This is a genomic window from Bradyrhizobium sp. HKCCYLRH3099 (assembly GCF_051167855.1).
In the GTDB taxonomy this organism is placed as follows: Bacteria; Pseudomonadota; Alphaproteobacteria; order Rhizobiales; family Xanthobacteraceae; genus Bradyrhizobium.
The window spans coordinates 1-19,306 of the sequence record NZ_JBNPTW010000025.1 but is presented as its reverse complement, the minus strand read 5'-3'; the positions used below and the strand labels follow the sequence as shown (position 1 = coordinate 19,306).

Annotated in this window: 15 protein-coding genes and 2 pseudogenes; 5 read left to right on the top strand and 12 right to left on the bottom strand. The window is 63.8% G+C overall.

Annotation, left to right across the window (positions count from 1 at the left end):
* Nucleotides 1–289 precede the first annotated feature (289 nt).
* The 7 genes from ACQR1Y_RS31965 to ACQR1Y_RS31935 all read right to left on the bottom strand — a co-directional run bounded on the left by ACQR1Y_RS31965 (nt 290) and on the right by ACQR1Y_RS31935 (nt 6,801).
* On the bottom strand, nt 290–1,459 hold the full coding sequence (locus ACQR1Y_RS31965; protein WP_434879612.1) for a mandelate racemase/muconate lactonizing enzyme family protein: 1,170 nt from the start codon (nt 1,457–1,459) through the stop codon (nt 290–292).
* Between the two features lie 33 nt (nt 1,460–1,492).
* Entirely contained in the window at nt 1,493–2,200 is a 708-nt protein-coding gene (locus ACQR1Y_RS31960; RefSeq protein WP_434859857.1) for an SDR family NAD(P)-dependent oxidoreductase, read from the bottom strand.
* A complete protein-coding gene (locus tag ACQR1Y_RS31955) occupies nt 2,197–3,267 on the bottom strand; it encodes an ABC transporter substrate-binding protein (protein ID WP_434879613.1) in 1,071 nt (356 codons plus the stop codon). The genes ACQR1Y_RS31960 and ACQR1Y_RS31955 overlap by 4 nt, the downstream gene beginning before the upstream one ends.
* A gap of 17 nt (nt 3,268–3,284) precedes the next feature.
* Nucleotides 3,285–4,124: an ABC transporter permease gene (locus ACQR1Y_RS31950; RefSeq protein ID WP_434879614.1), complete on the bottom strand. Its 840-nt coding sequence runs from the start codon at nt 4,122–4,124 to the stop codon at nt 3,285–3,287.
* Nucleotides 4,117–4,938: an ABC transporter ATP-binding protein gene (locus tag ACQR1Y_RS31945; RefSeq protein WP_434879615.1), complete on the bottom strand. Its 822-nt coding sequence runs from the start codon at nt 4,936–4,938 to the stop codon at nt 4,117–4,119. Before ACQR1Y_RS31945 ends, ACQR1Y_RS31950 begins: the two co-directional genes overlap by 8 nt.
* A 77-nt stretch (nt 4,939–5,015) precedes the next feature.
* Nucleotides 5,016–5,960, bottom strand: a complete 945-nt coding sequence (locus ACQR1Y_RS31940; RefSeq protein WP_434879616.1) for a dihydrodipicolinate synthase family protein — start codon at nt 5,958–5,960, stop codon at nt 5,016–5,018.
* Nucleotides 5,961–5,985: 25 nt separating this feature from the next.
* A complete protein-coding gene (locus ACQR1Y_RS31935) occupies nt 5,986–6,801 on the bottom strand; it encodes an IclR family transcriptional regulator (RefSeq protein ID WP_434879617.1) in 816 nt (271 codons plus the stop codon).
* 230 nt (nt 6,802–7,031) lie between these two features.
* On the opposite strand from ACQR1Y_RS31935, the gene greA reads away from it, so the two are divergent.
* Nucleotides 7,032–7,514 carry a transcription elongation factor GreA gene (gene greA / locus ACQR1Y_RS31930; protein ID WP_434879618.1) on the top strand — a complete coding sequence of 161 codons (483 nt, stop codon included), beginning with the start codon at nt 7,032–7,034 and terminating at the stop codon, nt 7,512–7,514.
* A 29-nt stretch (nt 7,515–7,543) separates the two neighbouring features.
* Nucleotides 7,544–7,994: pseudogene (locus tag ACQR1Y_RS31925) on the top strand (metallophosphoesterase family protein).
* 53 nt (nt 7,995–8,047) lie between these two features.
* Here the strand turns inward: ACQR1Y_RS31925 and ACQR1Y_RS31920 are convergent.
* Complete coding sequence (locus tag ACQR1Y_RS31920; RefSeq protein WP_434879619.1) at nt 8,048–10,396, bottom strand: phosphocholine-specific phospholipase C; 2,349 nt, start codon at nt 10,394–10,396, stop codon at nt 8,048–8,050.
* A 168-nt stretch (nt 10,397–10,564) separates the two neighbouring features.
* Between ACQR1Y_RS31920 and ACQR1Y_RS31915 the strand changes: the two genes are divergently transcribed.
* Nucleotides 10,565–11,440 (top strand): MurR/RpiR family transcriptional regulator, encoded by an 876-nt coding sequence (locus ACQR1Y_RS31915; protein ID WP_434879620.1) that lies wholly within the window; start codon nt 10,565–10,567, stop codon nt 11,438–11,440.
* Nucleotides 11,441–11,461: 21 nt separating this feature from the next.
* Here ACQR1Y_RS31915 and ACQR1Y_RS31910 read toward each other — a convergent pair whose 3' ends face one another.
* A complete protein-coding gene (locus tag ACQR1Y_RS31910) occupies nt 11,462–14,098 on the bottom strand; it encodes a TIGR02302 family protein (RefSeq protein WP_434879621.1) in 2,637 nt (878 codons plus the stop codon).
* Nucleotides 14,099–14,956: 858 nt separating this feature from the next.
* Here ACQR1Y_RS31910 and ACQR1Y_RS31905 point away from each other — a divergent pair.
* Nucleotides 14,957–15,199 (top strand): DUF1902 domain-containing protein, encoded by a 243-nt coding sequence (locus tag ACQR1Y_RS31905; protein ID WP_434879622.1) that lies wholly within the window; start codon nt 14,957–14,959, stop codon nt 15,197–15,199.
* Nucleotides 15,196–15,389 (top strand): annotated as a pseudogene (locus ACQR1Y_RS31900) (type II toxin-antitoxin system HicA family toxin). Before ACQR1Y_RS31905 ends, ACQR1Y_RS31900 begins: the two are co-directional and overlap by 4 nt.
* Before the next feature lie 183 nt (nt 15,390–15,572).
* On the opposite strand, the gene ACQR1Y_RS31895 reads toward ACQR1Y_RS31900, so the two are convergent.
* From ACQR1Y_RS31895 to ACQR1Y_RS31885, 3 genes are all read right to left on the bottom strand, one after another.
* Nucleotides 15,573–17,228, bottom strand: a complete 1,656-nt coding sequence (locus tag ACQR1Y_RS31895) for a pentapeptide repeat-containing protein (RefSeq protein ID WP_434879623.1) — start codon at nt 17,226–17,228, stop codon at nt 15,573–15,575.
* 208 nt (nt 17,229–17,436) lie between these two features.
* Entirely contained in the window at nt 17,437–18,510 is a 1,074-nt protein-coding gene (locus tag ACQR1Y_RS31890; RefSeq protein WP_434879624.1) for a hypothetical protein, read from the bottom strand.
* A complete protein-coding gene (locus tag ACQR1Y_RS31885; RefSeq protein ID WP_434879625.1) occupies nt 18,507–19,217 on the bottom strand; it encodes an AAA family ATPase in 711 nt (236 codons plus the stop codon). The genes ACQR1Y_RS31890 and ACQR1Y_RS31885 overlap by 4 nt, the downstream gene beginning before the upstream one ends.
* Nucleotides 19,218–19,306: the final 89 nt, after the last annotated feature.

Here is a 19,306-nt window from a genome sequence, read left to right as displayed (position 1 = left end):
CACAGGGGTGCCATGAGCAAATTGCCCGTCGGGCGTATCAGCAGCAACGAAACTCAGTGGACGTTCCTCGCAGGCGTCTCACATCGGGTGTCGTCCCGGGCAAGCTCGGCAACGCGCAGCGTTGACGGGCGCTGACCCGGGACCCATACGCTGCGGCGGATGTGGCTGGGCGAAATCGATCTGCCGTCGTGCCTCGAACCTCCCCCCTGGGGATATGGGTCCGGATCTGCGCACGCGTACCGCGCGCTTGTCCGGGACGACACCGAGTTTGTTGCTCGACATTCGCGCCTCATGCACTCAGCGCGCGCATCTCCGCATACAGATCCGACTTGCCTTCGAAGCCGATGCCGGGGAGATCGGGCATGGTGATGTGGCCGTCGACCACCTTCACCCCGTCGGGGAAGCCGCCATAGGGCTGGAACAGGTCGGGATAGCTCTCATTGCCGCCGAGGCCGAGGCCGGCGGCGATGTTGAGCGACATCTGGTGGCCGCCATGCGGGATGCAGCGCGACGGCGACCAGCCGTGGGTCTTGAGCACGTCGAGCGTGCGCAGATATTCGCACAGGCCATAGGACAGCGCGCAGTCGAACTGCAGCCAGTCGCGGTCCGGGCGCATGCCGCCATAGCGGATCAGGTTGCGGGCGTCCTGATGGCTGAACAGGTTCTCGCCGGTGGCCATCGGGCCGGGATAGAAGTCGGCCAGAGTCGCCTGCAGATGATAGTCGAGCGGATCGCCGGCCTCCTCGTACCAGAACAGCTGGTAGTCACTCAACATCTTGGCGTAGGCGATCGCCGTCTCCAGGTCGAAGCGGCCATTGGCGTCGACGGCGAGCTGATTGCTCGGGCCGATCTCCTCGAGCACGGCTTCGATGCGCCGGCGGTCCTCGTCGATCGGCGCGCCGCCGATCTTCATCTTCACGACGTTATAGCCGCGCTCGAGATAGCCGCGCATCTCGCGGCGCAGGGCCGAGAGATCCTTGCCGGGATAGTAGTAGCCGCCGGCGGCGTAGACGAAGACGCGCGGATCGGCCTTGCGGTCGTGACGCTCTGCGAGCAGGCGGAACAGCGGCTTGTCCGCGATCTTGGCGACCGCGTCCCAGATCGCCATGTCGAGCGTGCCGACCGCGACCGAGCGCTCGCCGTGACCGCCGGGCTTCTCGTTGCTCATCATCGCCGCCCAGGCCTTGTCGGGATCGATGTTGTCCCTGGTCGCATCCAGCAGCGAGGCCGGATCGGCCTCCAGCAGGCGTGCGCGAAACCGCTCGCGGATCAGGCCACCTTGGCCGTAGCGGCCGTTGGAGTTGAAGCCGTAGCCGACGACGGGTCGCCCGTTGCGTTCCACGTTGGTGATGACCGCGACCAGGCTCGACGTCATCTTGGTGAAGTCGATATAGGCGTTGCGGATGGGTGATGAGATCGGCTTCGTCACCTCGCGGACGTCGACGATGCGGATGGTCATGGGTCTTCTCCTGGTCGTGGTCGCGCGCTGCCCCTAGAGCGAAGCGCCTGCGCAGATGGTGATGCTCTGTCCGGTGATGGCGCCTGCCTCGCCCGACAGCAGGAAGGCGGTCAGCGCGGCGACTTCCGCGGGATCGACGAAGCGGCCCATCGGCGGCAGCACCGGCGCGGTGCCGGCGCGGCCGGGATCGCGCAGGAACGGCGTGTCGGTGGCGGCCGGCGCGATGACGTTGACGGTGATGCGGCGCGGCGCCAGCTCGATCGCCCAGGAGCGCGCGAGGCCCGTGAGCGCCGCCTTGGTCGCGGCATATTGGCTGCGTCCCGCGGCGCCATTGGCGGTGCGGCTGCCGATCAGCACGATGCGGCCGCCGTCGCTCATGTGGGGAGCCAGCGCATTGGCCAGCGCCTCGGCCGCGCCGACATGGACTCGCCACATGCCCTCGCCATTGTCGGGCGCGAGCTCGCCGAGCCGGCCAACGCGCATGTAGCCGGCGGCGTGAACGAGCGCGGTCACCGAGCCGATGTCGGCAAGTCGCGCAGCCAACGCATGGGAGTCGCCGAGCTCGGCCTGCAAGCCGGCGAAGCCCGCATGCGAGAACGGCGACGGCGCGCGATCGATCCCGGTCACGCGCCAGCCGCTGGCCAGCAGGTGCTCGGCAATGGCGCGGCCGATGCCCGAACTGGTTCCGGTCACCACCGCGTGGCGAACACCGGAGCCGCTGTCGTGATGCTCTGCCGTCATCCCTTGTACGTAGCCGCCTCGGCCTTGACCTTCACCGCATCGAAATTGTTGATCGTCTCGATCAGCTCATTGGTGTAGAGCGCATTGTAGTCCTTGATGTCGAGCCCGTTCATCGCGGCTTCCGTGCGGAACTCCTGCTCGTTGATCGCGCCCATCTTGGTGTCGGCATAGGGCGGCGTATAGAGCTTGATGCGGCGGCTGATCGACTGCAGCACGGCCTTGACCGCGTCGTCCTCGCTGGCGCCCCGCGGCGCCGTCTCGGGATAGAGCTTGAGGAACGCCCTGGCGCCGGCGGCGGGATTGGCGATCAGGAACTGCGAGGCCTTGCACACCGACCGGCCGAAGCCGATCAGGAGATCGCGATCCTTCTCGAACGTTGTGGGCATCGCCATCAGGAACTGGCCGCCGACCATCGGGATGGTGGTCGGTCGTGGCAGATAGGCCAGCTCGATGCCGGCGGCCTCGATCTGGCCGAAGCCGGTGTCGAAATAGGCGAGCGCATCGATGACGCCGCGCTGCAGGGCGACGCCCGCCGGCGTGCCGTTGCCGACGGCGACGAAGCTCACATCCTTCTCCGGATCGAGACCGAGCGCCTTCAGCACGTTCTTGGTCACCGGATATTCGGTGGCGCCGAAATCGGAGACGCCGATCTTCCTGCCCTTCAGATCCGTATAGCTCTTGAGCGCCGAACCGGGCGGAACGGCGATATCCCATTTGTAGGGGTAAGTGTACTGATAGAACATTTTGGCGCCGCTCCATTCGCCCTTGGCGAGCAGCGGCAGCGCCGTCGAGGGCACGCCCACGCCGATCGCCACGGTGCCGCGATCGGTCGCGACCTGGACATTGGCGTTGGTGCCGAGCGCCTGAACGTCGAGCGAAAAACCTTCCTGCGCGTTGTAGCCGAGCGCTTCGCCGATCACGCAATTGATGACGGTGGCGTTGAGCGCCTTGAGCCCGACGCCGAAGCGGAGCTTCTTGGCGTCAGCCGCCATCAGACCGGCCGGCACACTGCTCATCAGCAGCGCCGCGCCGGCGCTGCCCTTCAGGAATGACCTGCGCGATACCATGTTCGTTCCTCCCGTTCTTATTTCTTTCTGTTCGCACCCCAATGCACGACCTTGGACTCGCACCAGCGCACGATCCCGTGCAGTACGATGCCGAGCACACCGAGGATGATCAGCGCGGCGAACACGCCGGCGACATCCGACACCGCTTGCGCCTGGGTGATCACGACGCCCATGCCACGCTGCGCGCCGAGAAACTCGGCGACGATGGCGCCGAGCAGCGCGTACACCACCGCCATGTCGAGGCCGGCGAAAATGAAGGGCGCGGCGTTGGGCAGCTTGACGATGCGATAGGTCTCGAAGCGCGAGGCCGACAGCGAGCGCATCAGGTCGATCCGCTCCGGCTCGACGGCGCGCAAGCCCGTAAAGCTGTTGATCAGTACCGGGAAGAACGACAGCAGCGCCGAGATCGCGATCTTCGAGCCGTCGCCAAAACCGAACCAGATCACGATCAGCGGCGCGATTGCCACCTTCGGCAGGCTCTGCAGTGCGAAGGCATAGGGCATCACGAGGCGCTCGATGGCTTCGACTTCGGCCATCAGCGAGCCGATCACGAGGCCGAGACCGACACCGATGGCGCAGCCAGCGGCGGCGTTGCTCAGCGTGCTCCATAGCGGCAGATAGTAGCCGAGCGGGCTCGCCGGGCTGACGGCAAGGCCGGACCACAACGCACGGATGACGGCCTCGGGCTTCGGCAGGATGTAGGACGGGATGTTCAGCAGCTTGACGGCGGCGATCCAGCTCAGGACCAGCACGGCGAGACCGATCCACGCGATCGGCGAGCCCAGGCTGAGACGGCGGCGTGATTTGGGCGGGTGCTGGGTCATGGCGGGCGCGGCGATGTTGGCGAGATCAGTCATGGCCGTGCTCCTGGGCATTGAGCAGTCCGCGGACCTCCTTGGCGAGCCGCGCGTAGTCCGGATGCAGCACGATGTCGTCGAACGTCCGGGGCCGCGGGATCGGGACGTGAAGATCGGCGAGGATGCGGCCGGGGCGTGCCGACATCACGACGACGCGGTCAGCCAGGAAGATCGCCTCGGAGATCGAGTGCGTGATCAGCAGGATGGTCTTGCGGTTCTCCTGCCAGATCCGCTGCAGTTCGAGGTTCAGCCGCTCGCGCGTCAGCGCATCCAGCGCGCCGAACGGCTCGTCCATCAGCAGGATTTCCGGATCCCGCGCGAGCGCGCGGCAGATGCCGGCGCGCTGCTGCATGCCGCCGGACAGCTCGTAAGGGTATTTGTCGCCGAAATCGCCGAGGCCGGTGACGGCGAGCAGGCGCTCGATGCGCTCGCCGGCTGGCGCATGCTGGCCGCCGACGCGCAGGGGCAGTTCGACATTATCGCGCACCGTCATCCACGGCAGCAAATTGGCGGCCTGGAACACGACGCCGACCTTGCGCGAGGGACCGGCGACCTTCTCGCCATCGAGCAGCAGGCGCCCCTCGCTGTAGCTGTCGAGACCTGCGAGGAGACGCAGCAAGGTGCTCTTGCCGCAGCCGGAGGGGCCGACGACGCAGACGAATTCGCCCGGCTTGATGTCGAGGGAGATGCGGCTCAGCGCATGCACCGCCGCGCCGGAGGCGGAGACGTAGGTCTTCGAGACCTGGTCGATCGCGATCAGCACGTCGTCCGGCGCAGTGCGCCGGGGTGCGGTCTCGACATCCATCATCAGCATGAGCGTCCACCCGGAATCTTGTTCGTTGATTTAGCGACAGCAGCCGGGCCAGGCCCGGCTGTCGCCTCGTCGCAAACTCAGGCCGCAGCCTGCACCGTCAGTCCGGCCGCGGCCACCGCGGCGCGGATCGCGGCCATCTCATCGGCGCTCGGCGCATGCGTCGGCGGACGCACGGTGGCGTCGCGAATGACGCCGGCCACCTGCATCGCGGCTTTCATGCGGCCATGGGCCTCGCCGGTCGGCTCGCCCGCGCCATACACCGCGTCCTTCAGCGGATCGATCATGCTTTGCAGCTTCATGGCGAGCTTGAGATCACCGGCGGTGACGGCGGTGAACAGATCGTGGATCAGGTCCGGAATCAGCGAGGCGAAGCCGACCAGCGCGCCGTCGACGCCCTGCACCATCGAGGCCAGCAGATATTCGTCGTGGCAGGTGAGCAGCGCCTTGTGCGGCGCCGCGGCGCGGATGGCCTTGAGGTCGCGGGCGTATTTGTTCATCTCGCGGGTGCCGATCTTGAACGCCTGCACGTGATCGAGACGCGCGAGCTCGGCAAGCAGCTCCGAGGAGAACGAGGCGCGTGTCCAGGCGGGATAGACATGCACGATCAGCGGCAGCTTCGTCGCCTCGCCGATCGCGCTGAAATAGTCGAGGCAGTGCTCGCGCTTGAAGCCGAAGCGCAGCCAGTGATGCGGCGGCATGATGTCGAGCGCGGCGGCGCCGGCCTCCTTGGCCATCAGCGCATGCTCGATGCCGTCCTTGATGCCTTCGCAGACGACGGAGGAGATGGTCGGGCAGATGCCGGCGAGCGCCTTGGCGACGATGCGCGTGACCTCCGCGCGCTCCCTGGCGGTGAGGCTGAACACCTCGCCAGTATGGCCATTGGTCATGATGCCGACGATGCCGCGGCGCTTGCCGAGCCAGGCCGCGTAGCGCGTCAGCTCCGCCTCGTCGATCGAGTGGTCGGCGTTGAAGGGGACGGCGATCGCCGGGATGATCCCCTTGAAGTTGGTCATGACGCTCATGTCGGGTTCCTCGTGAGTTCTGGTGTCATCGGTTGGAAACGGTGGCGGTGGCGCCGCCCATGGCTTCGAGCGCGCGCGACAGCTGCGCGGCAGCGCGCAGCAGCGGCGCCACGCCCATGCGCTCGAACGCCTCGGCCGAGATGCGCATCGTCGGCGCGGCAACGCTGATTGCAGCGAGCGGAACGCCGTCGCGATCGACGACGGGAGCCGCGAGCACGCACAGCCCCGGCGCGTTCTCCTGATTCGAGAGTGCGTAGCCGGCGGTCTTGACGTGGCGCAGGCGTTGCAGCAGCGCGTCGAGATCGGTGATCGTGGTCTCCGTGCGCTTGATACGCGGCTGCGCCTCGAGCACCTCGATCTGCGTCTCCACCGGCAGCAGCGCCAGCAGCGCCTGACCGACAGCGGTGGAATAGACCGGCGCGCGGCTGCCGATGCGGACGTCGACGCCGAGCCGGACGAGGCCGGCCTGGATGCGCTCGACATAGACGATGTCGCTGCCGTCGAGCACAGCGAGCGAGGCGGCCTCGTTCATCTCGCCGACCAAGCTCCGCAGAATCGGCCGCGCCTGGTCGCGCAGCTCGGAGCGCGCGATCGCGCTGAAGCCGAGGTCGAGGCATTTCAGCGTCAGGCGGAAGCGGCGCGTGTCTCCGACCTTCTCGACGTAACCGAGCATGACGAGCGTGTTGAGAAGGCGGAACGTGGTGCCCTTGTCGAGCCCGGCGCGGCGCGCGACGTCGGCGAGCACCAGTTCGGGCTCCTCGCTGGTGAAGGCATTCAGCACCTGAAAGCCCTTGGCCAGCGACTGCACGACGCTTTTCCCGGCCTTGGTTTCCTCGTCCACGGGAGGCTCCGACGTTTCCTGCTTGACGCCCGTCTCGATGGCGGGCGTTTTCAGCTTGCTAGAGTTCGGATTGCGAACTATAGTTCGTATATTCAAGCCGCCTTGTCGATGTCTGTCAAGGGGCGCGCCGTCGCGTGCGCATAGCGCTCGCCTGCTGCTTGAAATTCGTCTCCGCCGCATGATCTCTCCCCGACGCGCTGCGCATCCGGCGGCGCCTGCAGGAGACCTGCGTGAGCGTTGCATTCACCAAGGAAGAGAGCGCCGAGACGGCTGCGGAGACGATGCTGCCGGACCGGCCGGTCTCGCCGCATCCGAACCTCGTCACCGAGGCGGGGCTGAAGGCGCTCGAGGATCAATTGCGCCAGGCGCAGGCGGCCTACGAGGCGGCGCAAGCGATCGAGGACGTCAACGAGCGCCGGCGTGAGCAGGCGCTGCCGTTGCGCGATGCACGCTATTTCTCGGCGCGGCTGCGCACCGCGCAGGTGATGCCACCGCCCGCCTCCACCGCGACGATCGCGTTCGGCAGCACGGTGACGTTCAGGCGCGGCGACGGCCGCGTGCAGACCTACGCAATCGTCGGCGAGGACGAAGCCGACCCGAAGCTCGGCATGATCTCCCACGTCGCGCCGGTCGCGCGGCTGCTGATGGGCAAGGCGGTCGGCGACGTGATCGAAGCATCAGGCCAGGAGCTGGAAATCCTGAGCATCGCGTGAGGGCTCAACGCATCAGGTGAGCTTCCGCCATGCGCATCGGCATCATCTCGGACACGCACGGCCTGCTCCGCCCGGAGGCGAAGCAACGCCTCGGCGGCGTCGATCACATCATCCACGCCGGCGACATCGGCCGTCCTGAGATCATCGATCATCTCCGCGCCATCGCACCGGTCACCGCGATCCGCGGCAACATCGACAGCGCGGAATGGGCGAAGGCCTATCCTGCGACCCAGACCGTCGAACTTGGCGGCAGACGCTTTCATGTCGTGCATGACGTCCATGATCTCACAATCGATCCGGCTGCCGAGGGCATCGACATGGTCATCTCCGGGCACTCGCATCGAGACCCGCGATGGCGTAGTCTACTTGAATCCCGGCAGTGCGGGACCGCGTCGCTTCAAGCTGCCGATCACGCTGGCGACGCTCGATATCTCCTCGGGCAGTCTGTCGCCAGTGATTCACGATCTCGGCGGCGACTGAATGGCAAGAGGGCGCCCAGGGGCGCCCTCCGCAACTGATTAGGCACACCGCGATCAGAACCGATCGGCGAGCGCCATGCCGGGATCGCTGAACGAGGGACGGCCGGTCTCGATATGGCCGGCGACGCGGCGGTAGAAGCTGTCGTCGGTGTCGCTGGTGACGACGAAGTCGTACCAGAGGCCGGACTTGCGCAGGTGCCAGTACAGCTCGCCGTGGTGGCCGGGCGCCGACGCCTTGACGGTCCACGAGGTCAACGGGCCGCCATGGCTCGGGCCGGGGAAAAAGCTCGGCGCACCGAAGCCGAAGCCCGGAGCATCGAAGTCCGGCGCCGGACGGAAGCCCGGGACGAGGCCGAAGCCGACCGGATGCACGTCGGGCCGCGGACCGAAGCCAGGGCACATCGGCTCCAGCGCGGCCGACACCGACGCCGTGACGGCCTGCAGCGGTCCATAGATCGCGTTGGACTTCACCGCGAAATTCACGCGGCCCTGGCCGTCGTTGCGCAGCTGCATGTGCAGGCCGCCCTCGAACAGGTTGTAGCCGACGAAGATCTCGGGGTTGGCCGCATGTGCCTGCCTGACCTTGCCGACATCGCCCTTGAAGTGACGATGGAAGCCGTTCGGGCCGAGCACCCAGAGATCGTAGAGCCCGTCAGGGCCGACGCTCCATTCGTCATCCAGCATCTTGCCGGCCTCGACGGTGTAGCGGCGCGGAATGAGATCGAGATGCCGCTTGTCGTAGACATGGAAGACGGCGCCGGCGAAGCCGGTGTTGGCAAACAGCAGCTTCACCTTGCCGGAGGCGGCATCGACCTTCGCGGTGGCGTGCAGGATGTAGGGCAGCGGGCGCGAATAGCGCGCGCCGGTCTCCTGGAACAGCGGCTGCGGCGTGGCCGGCGCGACGGGCGCCGGCAACGTCTTCTGGTGCGCGTCCGACGCCTGCCAGTTGCTCTGGTCGGGCAGCTCCGGGAAGCGCGGATCGTTCGGGCTGGCGAAATCGAACGCGGAGGTCAGATCGCCGGAAACAGCGCGGTGCCACGGGCTGATCGCCTCGACCTTGATGCCGAAACGCTTCTCCAGGAAGCGGCCGACCGAGGTGTGATCGAACACCTGCGAGTTGACCCAGCCGCCCTTGCTCCAGGGCGAGACCACATACATCGGCACGCGCGCGGAGAGGCCCCAGGGCCGGATGTTGCCGCTGATCGTGTCCGTCGCGGTGAGGACGTTGCCGACGGTGTTGGAGAAATACTCGCCGTCGAGCGGCAGGGTCGCCTTGCCCATCAGCTTGCCGTTGATGTCGTAGGACGGCACGGCGGGAGCCGGCAGATGATCGAAGAAGCCGTCGTTCTCGTCGAAGGTCAGGAAGAAGACGGTCTGGCTCCAGACCTCGGGATTGGCCGTCAGCGCTTCCAGCACTTGGTCGGTGAAATTGCCGGCGCGGGTCGGGCTGCCGCCGCCGGGATGCTCGGAGTTGGCCTGGGTCGGCAGGATCCACGACACCTGCGGCAGGGTGCCGGCCATCACGTCGGCCTTCAGCCGGTCGAGATAGTCCGGGCCGCCGGTCAGGCCGTGGACGTAGTTCGGATCGTTCGGCTGTGCGTGGCGGAAGCTGGAGAACGCGAGACAGCCGTGCATCGCGCCGGTCCAGTTGTCGTTCATGTCCTGATAGATGTGCCAGCTGACGCCGGCCTTGTTCAGGAGATCCGGCAGTGTGTCCCAGTTGAAATCGCTGCCGACATATTTGTAGCTCGCCTGCGGCTGCGGCTGGCCCGCGACCCAGGTATGCGGATTCGGCCAGCAGCGCAGATTGTTCGGCTCGGCATCGTTGGTGGTGGAGTTGATGCCCTGCGCGCGCAGCGCCGGATTGAAGTTGGAGCCGGACCAGAACACGATGCGGTTGGGATCGGTGCCGGTGGTGATCGAGGCGTGGTAGGCGTCGCAGATCGTGAACGCCTCGGCGAGCGCGAACTGGAACGGGATATCGTCGCGGCCGAAATAGCCCATCGCATAGGGCGTCTTGTACTTCGCCCAATACCCCATCTTGCCCTGATTCCACGCCGCTTGGCTGTCGCCGAAGGAATGCGGCGTGCCGTAGCCGACCAGCGCGTTGGAGGTGGTGGAGTCGCGGTGATAGGGCGGGATCTCGCGGGTGCCGTCGGACTGGAACCAGACCGGCTTGCCGCTCTCCAGCGGGATCGGGAAACGGTCGCCGAAGCCGCGGACGCCGCGCAGCGTGCCGAAGTAATGGTCGAAGGAACGGTTCTCCTGCATCAGGATGACGATGTGCTTGACGTCCTGAATGGTGCCGGTCCGGCGCCGCGCCGGAATGGCCAATGCCTGGCGGATGCTGGCGAAGGTCGCCGCCGCCGTGGCGCCTGCGAGAAAGTCGCGACGTGTTGTCATGATGTTTCGGCCTTCTGAAATCCTGGAGAGGACATCGGCGGCGGCCGGACAACGGCCTCCGCCTGGGAGCGGCCGAAGGGGTAGCAGTGCGACTTGACGTCGCTGTGAAATATTTATTTATGATCTGATTCACGATGAGATTTTCTCAGTCGAACGCATGAGGCTTGCGTGACGGGTTCCACCTTCAGCTCCGGGCCGGCGGCGACCGGCATCCTGTCCCGCGTGCGGGAGCTGCAGACCGAGCTGCCGCCGAAGGCGCGGCAGATTGCGGAGCTGGTGCTGGCCCGGCCGGAGCCGTTCATCCACATGTCGATCACCGAGGTGGCGGAGGCCTGCGGGGTCAGCGAGGGGACGATCGTGTCGTTCTGCCGGCGGGTGGGCGTGCGCGGCTTCCAGGAGCTCAAGATCATGCTGGCGCGCGACCTGATCGAGCCGATCAGGCTGATCCAGGAGGATTTGCATCGCGGCGACGATCCGGCGACGGTCACCGACCACATCTTCGCCGCCCATGCCGCCTCGCTGCAGGAGACGCGGCGGCTGCTGTCGATGGATGCGCTGGCGCAGGCGGCGAAGCTGCTGCGACAGGCGCGGCGGATCGAGATCTACGGCATCGGCAGCGCGGCGCCGGTGGCGCAGGATCTCTCCTATCGGCTGCTGCAGCTCGGCCTCGCCGCGAATGCCATCGTCGACTCCCACGTCCAGGCGGTCAGCGCCGGGATGACCGGGCCCGATGTCGCGACCGTCACCGTGTCGCATTCCGGCAGCACGGTCGAGACCGTGCTGGCGACCCGGCTGGCGCAGGCGGCGGGCGCGCGGACCATCGGCATCACCCGGCTCGGCAAGTCGCCGCTGGCGGCGCATTGCGAGGTGCTGCTCTACACCGTCGCCAACGAGACGCGCTACCGCCCGGAGGCGATGAGCAGCCGCGTCGCGCAGCTCGCGATCATCGACACCCTGGTCAGCTGCTGCGCGCTGACCGACACCGAGCGCTCGGTCGAGAAGCTGCAGCACGCGGCGCGCATCCTCTCGGAGAAGCGCTACTGACATCCGCAGCCCGCGCGCGACCTAATAGTCCTTCAGCAGCCGCTCGATATAGTCGAGCTCGACCTGCGGCCGCGAGGGATCGCCGAGGCGGCGGCGCAGCTCTTCCAGGATGCGGCGGACGCGCTGGACGTCGATCTCGCCCGGGATCTTCTGCGAGAAATCGTCGATGTCGCGTCCCGGATGCATTGGACGGCCCAGCGGATCGGTCTGCTGCGCGCCCTGCTGGCGGCCGGCGCGCTGACCGGGGCCATCGCCCGGCTGGTCGCCGTCGCCCTGCTGCATCGCCTCGGCCAGGCTCTGCGCGCCCTTGCGCAGCGCATCCAGCGCCTTGCCCTGCGATTCCACCGCGCCGTCGGCGTTGCTGTCGCCGAGCTGGCTGCCGGCATCGCCCATCGCGCCATCGGCCTCGTCGAGCCCGTCGCCAGCATCGCCCTGGTCGCCTTGATCACCGGGATCACCCTGCTGTCCGGGCTGCCCCTTCTGGCCTTTCTGACCCTTCTGTCCCTTTTCGCCCTTCTGGCCCATGCCGCGCTTGGCGAGCTGCTCCTGCAGCTGCTTCAGCCGGTCGCGCAGCGCCTGCTGGTCCTGCTGCAGGTCGCCCATGCTCGGGTCCTGGTCGCCCTGCTGACCCTGCTTGCCGCGGTTGCGCCGGGAGTCCTGGCCCTGCTTGAAGGTCTTGTCGCGAAGCTGCTGCTGCTTGCGGATCATGTCGCCGAGCTCGTTGAGCGCCTGCTCCATGTCCTGGTCGCCGCCCTGGCCCGGCTGCGCCATCTGCAGGTTCTCCAGCATCTGCTGCAGCTGTTCGAGCAGCTCGCGCGCGCCCTCCTTGTCGCCCTGGCGCGACAGCCGCTCCATGCGGTCGATCATGTTCTGCAGGTCCTGCTGGCGCAGCACCTTGGTGTTCTGGTCGAGCGGCCGCTGCGCCATCTGCGGGTTGTTGCGCAGCTGCTCGGCGAGCTGGCGCATGTAGTTGTCCATCGCCTTGCGCAAATCCTCGGCGAGCTTCTTGATCTCCTCGTCGCTGGCGCCGCGCTCCAGCGCCTGCTTCAGCGCGTCCTGCGCCGCGCGCAGCGCCTTGTCGACGTCACTGATGTTGCCGTCCTCGATCGTCAGCGCGAGCGCCCACAGGCTGGCCACGACCTCGCGCAGCGCATCGTCGGTGCGCGCGGCCTCGAGCTGGCGCGTCACCGACTGCAGGCCGAGAAACTGGCCGAGCTCCGGCGAGAACATTTCCGGCGCGATCGCCAGCGCATCGAGCGCGGTGAACACGTCGGCATTGCGGTTGCCGTCGAGCGCCAGAATGCGGCGCTGCTCGATCAGCGCCCGCGCCAAGGGTTTCGTGAACAGCCGCTCCGGCAGCTTGGTCTCGAACGGCTCGCTGGTGCCCTCGTTGCCGGCCTCGTCCTTGGCGGTCAGGGTCAGCGTAACGTCGGCGCCGGCATAGGGGTCCTCGCTCAGGTCCTTGACGGTCTGGCCGAGGCCGTTGCGGGTGCGCGCGTTGGGCAGCACCAGCGGAAACTCCGGCGGCTGAAACAGCGGCCGCGCCGCTTGCGCATCCGCCGTCTTGTCAGTCAGCTTCGACTCGGCGGCACGCGCCGCGACCTTGGCGCGGGCTTCGGTGACGCCGTAATCATCCTCGATCTTGTAGGACAGTTTCAGCGAGCCGCGCGCCTGGCGCTCCGGGTCCTTGGCCATGCTGATGACCGGCGGCTTGTCCGGCGTCGCCGCGAACACCCATTGCGGCTGGCCCGAGGGCGCGCGCACATGCACGGTGCCGTCGGACTTGATGACATAGTGCTTCTCGGTCGTGCCCTTCGGCGCGGCTTCGCCGGCGGCGACCTCGTTCGCCGCGGCCTCCGTCACGCCGCCGCCGGTGATGACGTCGAGCGTGCCGCCGCTGGAGCGGATGATCAGGGTCGAGCCCGCGGGCACCACGATCGGGCCATTCGCCGGCACCGCGCCTTCCTTGTTGGCGGCGGAGAGGATGATCGGCGGCTTGGCGGTATAGAGCGGCGGCTTGACCCAGGCATCGACGCGGATCGCGACCGGCGTCATCACGCCGTTCCAGTCGAACGCCGAGGCGATGCGCATCGGCCGCTCGTCGCCGGCGGCAAAATACGTCGCGACCAGGAGCACGACGACCAGCGCGCGCACCGCCCAGGGATCATGCAGCAGCAGCCGCGGCCGCGGCGTGCCGGCGCGGATGCGCTTGACCGAGGCCAGCGTGCGCTCGCGCTGTGCCTGCCACAGCGCCTGCGCGATCGGATCCTTGCTGGTGAGCGTATCGGTGAGCGCGGTGGCCGGGCGATGCGCGATGCCGGAGCCGCGATCGAGCCGCGACAGGCCCTCCTCGCGGCTCGGCCAGCGATACTTCAGGATCGGCACGGCGGCGCCGAGCAGAAGCAGCAGAAACAGCGACACGCCGATCATGCGCGCCGCGAACGGCAGGCCGAGCCACAATCCGGCCCAGGACACGATCAGGAACAAGCCGATGACCATCAAGAGCCGCGCGAGATGCGGCCAGCCACGCTCCCAGGCGATGGCATACCGCGCCCGCTTCAGCGCCTGCGCCAGCTTCAGCCGCGCGAGAGCGTCGCTGGAAAGCCGATCGGGAGTGCTGCTTGCCGGCGAGGCCGGCTCGTTCGTGAGGCCGCTCAACAGTCTCTCCAGGTTGCCCGGATGTTCACCCTACCACAAAGGCATCCATGAGGCACGCACCGTGCCAAGACTTTCCCGCCTGCGCGGGGGGATCACACGGGAGTGTGACCGGAGTGGGTTCCCGGGGAGTTACGGGCGTCTGGGGCCTCATGGTTCGAGACGCGCCGCGCCCGAGGCAGTTTCGCGCACGTCAAACATCGTCCGGCGCGGCGCTCCTCACCATGAGGAGCGGGCATCGAGAGCGCCGCTACAACTCAGGAGACCACTCGCGCCCCTCACCCTGAGGAGCCCGCCGCAGGCGGGCGTCTCGAAGGGCGAGGCCCCCGCTACCAACCAAGCACATCCGTTCTCGCGGCGCCTTTACACCCGAGCTATCCAAGAATTCGTCACCCTCTCCAAACAGAGGGCGCAGGGAAGGCCAGGTGCCGACTGGCACCTGCGGTCCGCGTGCAACAAATAAGCACGCGGCAGAACCACAGGCTCAGCCGGGATCACCCGGCCTTCCCTGCGCGATGGTGTTACGAATTATACGCGCTCTTCCCGGGGACCGGCTTGTTGGCCCCGTCGCGGACGACACGTCATCGCCCACTTGGCATCAGCACCGGGATGCCAGAACCACGCGACTTCCTCGTCGCACCGGGATCGTTCGTCCGCGCGAGCAAGCCCGCGCTGCGTCCCCATGCGCCCACCGCATCCCGCACCCGACGTCCGTGACGATCGCGAAGCGCCCCCTCAGCGGGACGGGATGGGAGAGAGTAGAGCATGATTTCGGATAAAGCGCAAGAGCAATCTTCGCGGCGGGGTTGATTTTTCAGAACGGCGCGCCACAACATGCATCGAGCAGAGGAGCACGCCGAAATGTCGACGATCGTCGTTTGCGCGACCTGGGACCCGGAAGCCAGCTATTGGGTCGCCGAAAGCCCTGATGTGCCGGGCTTTGCTACTGGCGCGGCAGCGCTCAACGAACTGGCCGCCAAGCTGCCCGGCATCATCCAGGACCTGCTCGAAAGTCCTGACAGCCCCGATTTGACGGAGACCGAAATCCCCGTTGAGATCATCGCCTCCATCTCGACAAAGGTTCGCGCCCACGTCGCCGCATGAAGAGCTTCACACAAGAGCTCAAAAAGATCCTGCGCGAAGCGGGCTGCGAATTCGTCAGGCATGGACGCGGCGATCATGAGATCTGGCAAAGCCCGATCAACGGCCGCGCTTCGTCGTCGACAACGCCATTCCGTCGCGCCATCTTGCCAATGCCGTTCTGAAACCAGCCAGATTGCCAAAGGCCCTTTGACGCTCACAGAAGCACACTCCCACTGTAAACCTGCCCGCTGCGGCAGACTGATCAGGTCAACTCGCACCGGAGCTACCAGTGACCCACCATGCCAGCTAAACCACTAAGTGGAACACAATCTCTCATCGTCACGGGTAACCCGTATAGTCCTATCGTTAAAACTACCTTCTACCTCACAACAACTTAACCCGCGCTCTTTCCCTTAAATAACGGCAGATAGGCCTCCAGTAATTCCTTGTCCCAGATCTTCTCGGCAAATATCGGCTCCTGTATAGAAGGCCTCATCGCCATACGCTTCCTCATCAGTTCTTCATCAAGATCAACTTCCGCACAATTGATCCAGTACATCGCCACAGAAGGGCGACCGACATCTACCGGCAACTTCGTCTCACCATTTCCGAACGCTTCCGAGAGCCCCTCTGTAGTGAGGCCCTTGGAATAGGTCAAATCAGCAAAATCAAAACAAGCGGCTGAATACTTGGAGTTCCTAAAGTCAGATCCAGCACAATCAGCCAGAAAAAAGCTAGAACCCTTCAAATTCGCTTTCCTAAACTGCGCGCGCTTGCATTTGGCACTTGTAAAGCTAGCAAACTCGACAATGGCGCCGTCAAAGCTTGATAATTCAAGATTAGCGCGCCCGAACGCAACACCACTACAAAAAGCGGAATTGAAACTCGAAAAGCACGCTACGACATCGTTGAACGACATTCCGCTGCACTGAGATTGAACAAAATTCGCATTAAAGCAATTGGCCTTCGCGAAGTTCGCACCTTGGCAGCACGCCTTTCGAAACTTACCGCCCTGGCACCGGGCCCCGGAAAAATCGGCAAATTGAAGCTGCGCGCCTGTAAAATCCACTGCTTCAAGACATAAGTTTCGCATATCTGCTTTCGGAAGAAATGAGCCCGCGAGATTGAGATGGCTACCAATGTTTGACCGGTGTAGCTCTTTATCGCCTATAACTCTGAGCGCAGCCTGAATATCTTCTCGCAATCTCGGCAACAATGCCGGCAGCCCACCAACCGTTCGCCGAGGAGACACTCTAAATTCAGAGAGCTCCGCACTATTATCACTCATTATCTTCTGAAGCAGTGCCGCCGGGTCTCCTTGCAAACTTTGAGCCTCGAAGCGAGCTGCCTCACGCCGCGCCCACCTGACGGCTTCTTGTTGGCTATTTTCTCGAATGTATGTGCACAGCGTCTGAAGGATCGGCCCTCTATCACGTTCATTATCTTCTGCTAAGCGGCGAAGTAGATAAATAGCCCCTACGCGAATTTCGATATTTGCAACCGTCTCGGACTTCGTTTCCCACTTTTCCCGGCTGTTTTCACTTGAGTTTATAGGAATTTTCTCTTCCCGCACGGCCCCGAGCTGCTCAATCGCTTTTACGAGCAACCCAGTTTGTATTGCTTCAATCTGGTTTGTTGTTTGTCGTTCGCCTATCCGCCATTGCTGGTGCGCAATCCACGTTCGCCAAATTACGAAAGGAGCGGCGATTGCAGCGCCAATAGTCAAGAGGATGTTTTTAGCCGCCTCGGAAGAGGTCTTCTTGTCCGAATTGGAAAGAAGTGAGGCAAGCTCGAACACCGAAGAAAAAAACAACCACCCCGCAAACAAAATCAAAGAAAGAACGATGATGTAGACTCCAGACGAAAACCAAGCAGGCGGACTTAAAAGAAATTTCGTGTCAACAACGTTCCACCCAATGTCATTGTCGGAGTAGTTACTAACGGCTTCGTCACTTTCTTTTTTGAACACTTCTTCCAGCGGAACGTATTCGCCTTTCAACGGCTCCGTTGGCACCAATCGCAGGCGCCCCTTCTTCTGCAGATCATCCATAGTTCTGGCCCATGCTCTGCCGCCCGTTCATCTGACCCATCTTGATACGCCGGCAAGACCCGGTCAAACAACGGCGGCCTTTCACTGCCCTACCTTTTTGAGCAATCGCTTCGACAAGACGGGGGGAGTTACGATGACAGTGCATTTAACTTTGCCGTCCATCCGTCTCTCGTCCGTCTCTATTGAGTGCACTGTCACCGCATTCTTCCTACCATGATTTACCGACGGCCGCGGCTGCTTCTCCTTCCAGTAGCGTCAGATCATCATGCACAGATACGTTCGCGAATTCGACGCTTCCGTTCGACGTCCGCCAAAAAATCAGTCTTAATGCTTCTTTTGACTTGGTGACGTGAGTCCGAAAAGCGAGCGCACCGTCCCGCTTTCTGACCCACTGATCCGAGGATTTCGACCTGGCGCCCTTTACGAATGGATCCAGCGAGTTTTTTGGCGTGGCCAAAACAACTCTTGCACAACTTTCCAGCACATTGTCGCCAAACTTTGAGTTCGGGCCTGCCTGGCAGCCGACCAACGAATTAAAAAACCCGCTACCAACAAAAAAATCTGGCAGATTGCCGATCTGCGCTTCATTGCCCGCTGCCGCTAGAAGTTGGTACATCTTTAGCTTGATCGCGCCATGAACATCCACCGCATCTTTGGCGCTATCCCATAGATCCGATGAACTAAGCGCCTTGCAGACACAGCCTGGCCCGCGCGCAATCGAGACGTCGCCATTCACCGAGAACGGAGCTTCAATTAACAAATCTACCGAATCATTCAGATCAATTTCCTTGACCTCTGCTCTGAACCGGCGCGCGACATCCCCCCCTGGAAAACCCGCTGCGAGAAACATGCCGTTAGTGTTGATACCTGAGCAGATAGTCGCAAAGGCGTTTGCGCTTGCGGCCGCCAGCCGCGGATCTTGGAATTGCTCAACTTCGATATCGGTTGTCTCACAGCTTTGAACCTCGAAACCGGTTATGCTTTTAACGAACGAAGCTCGCTCTATGATCGTATTTATCAACCGAGCTACCTCGTTCGGCGAGTATACTTGATCTAAATTGTACATCTCCAACAACGAACGAACATTCGGTCCGGACGGAAAGCAATTCGTCTCTCCAAGCACTTCTGCAGTCTCAGTCATCTGAGCAATTCTGAGGATGCTGCCCCGCACAGCGTAGGCCGACCAAATCGCCAGTCGATCAACAATCGCCTCAACCTCATCTTCGGAGTTTGCAAGTGGCGGTATTGCCAAAAGAGCGGGCTCAATGACGACTGAAATCATTCTTGATTTCCACCGGAGAGTTTTTCATTACGACGCTTGGCGCGCGCCGCTTGGATAATTTGCTCAGATTCAATTTGCGATTGATCGAAAAAGTCTGTCGGCCACTCTGGAACGGCGCCGTACTTCGTGACTTCTACCGGCCGACACGATGTATCGCCCTCGTGCCTTTCGGTAAAATACAACCTCACCATTTTCGTCATACTGTCGCCCTCCGCCTGAGCTATCCGAAGGCGAAAGCGCTCAACTAAGTATTCGCTGTGCGTTTCTAGTAGACACTGCTTTCCCGAGAGGGCGACAGATAGGAAGAAATCAGCTAAACGAGCCTGAACTTTCGGATGCAAGTGCAATTCAGGCTGCTCGAATATTAAGAGCGTCGGCGGCTCCGCGAGCAAAGCCATTACGATGATTGGCAGAACTTGGCTAACCCCCACGCCCACATTTGTAAGATCGTGGAACTGCGACACGCCTGGCGTTTGAACCTGAATTTCGTGACCGAATTTTCCGCTGTCGGAGGTCTGCACTTCGCTGGCAACACCCATATATCTCAACCAATCGACCACGGCATCGTGCAGAGTAGCCAACCAGGGCTTACGACTATTAGTCTCCAGGAAATTGCTAGGCAAATAGCGCACACGGCGATCTCGATGCAACTCCAACACCGCCGCCGTATGCTCTCCCTTGTAGCCGACCTCTGTTGGATTGGCCAAAGCTTCTAGTGGTGACCTGCCACCGAAGTTTCATCCAGCAGCATCTAGAGTCCGAGTGGGTTTTACGCCGATTGGCGCGGGTGGAGCAA

What these genes read in the sequence shown, in the direction of transcription:
- ACQR1Y_RS31940 (WP_434879616.1), bottom strand. Translation starts at nt 5,960, where the DNA reads ATGAGCGTCATGACCAACTTCAAGGGGATCATCCCGGCGATCGCCGTC.
- ACQR1Y_RS31905 (WP_434879622.1), top strand. Translation starts at nt 14,957, where the DNA reads ATGTCGACGATCGTCGTTTGCGCGACCTGGGACCCGGAAGCCAGCTAT.
- ACQR1Y_RS31955 (WP_434879613.1), bottom strand. Translation starts at nt 3,267, where the DNA reads ATGGTATCGCGCAGGTCATTCCTGAAGGGCAGCGCCGGCGCGGCGCTG.
- ACQR1Y_RS31890 (WP_434879624.1), bottom strand. Translation starts at nt 18,510, where the DNA reads ATGATTTCAGTCGTCATTGAGCCCGCTCTTTTGGCAATACCGCCACTT.
- ACQR1Y_RS31895 (WP_434879623.1), bottom strand. Translation starts at nt 17,228, where the DNA reads ATGGATGATCTGCAGAAGAAGGGGCGCCTGCGATTGGTGCCAACGGAG.
- ACQR1Y_RS31950 (WP_434879614.1), bottom strand. Translation starts at nt 4,124, where the DNA reads ATGACTGATCTCGCCAACATCGCCGCGCCCGCCATGACCCAGCACCCG.
- ACQR1Y_RS31960 (WP_434859857.1), bottom strand. Translation starts at nt 2,200, where the DNA reads ATGACGGCAGAGCATCACGACAGCGGCTCCGGTGTTCGCCACGCGGTG.
- ACQR1Y_RS31920 (WP_434879619.1), bottom strand. Translation starts at nt 10,396, where the DNA reads ATGACAACACGTCGCGACTTTCTCGCAGGCGCCACGGCGGCGGCGACC.
- ACQR1Y_RS31965 (WP_434879612.1), bottom strand. Translation starts at nt 1,459, where the DNA reads ATGACCATCCGCATCGTCGACGTCCGCGAGGTGACGAAGCCGATCTCA.
- ACQR1Y_RS31945 (WP_434879615.1), bottom strand. Translation starts at nt 4,938, where the DNA reads ATGCTGATGATGGATGTCGAGACCGCACCCCGGCGCACTGCGCCGGAC.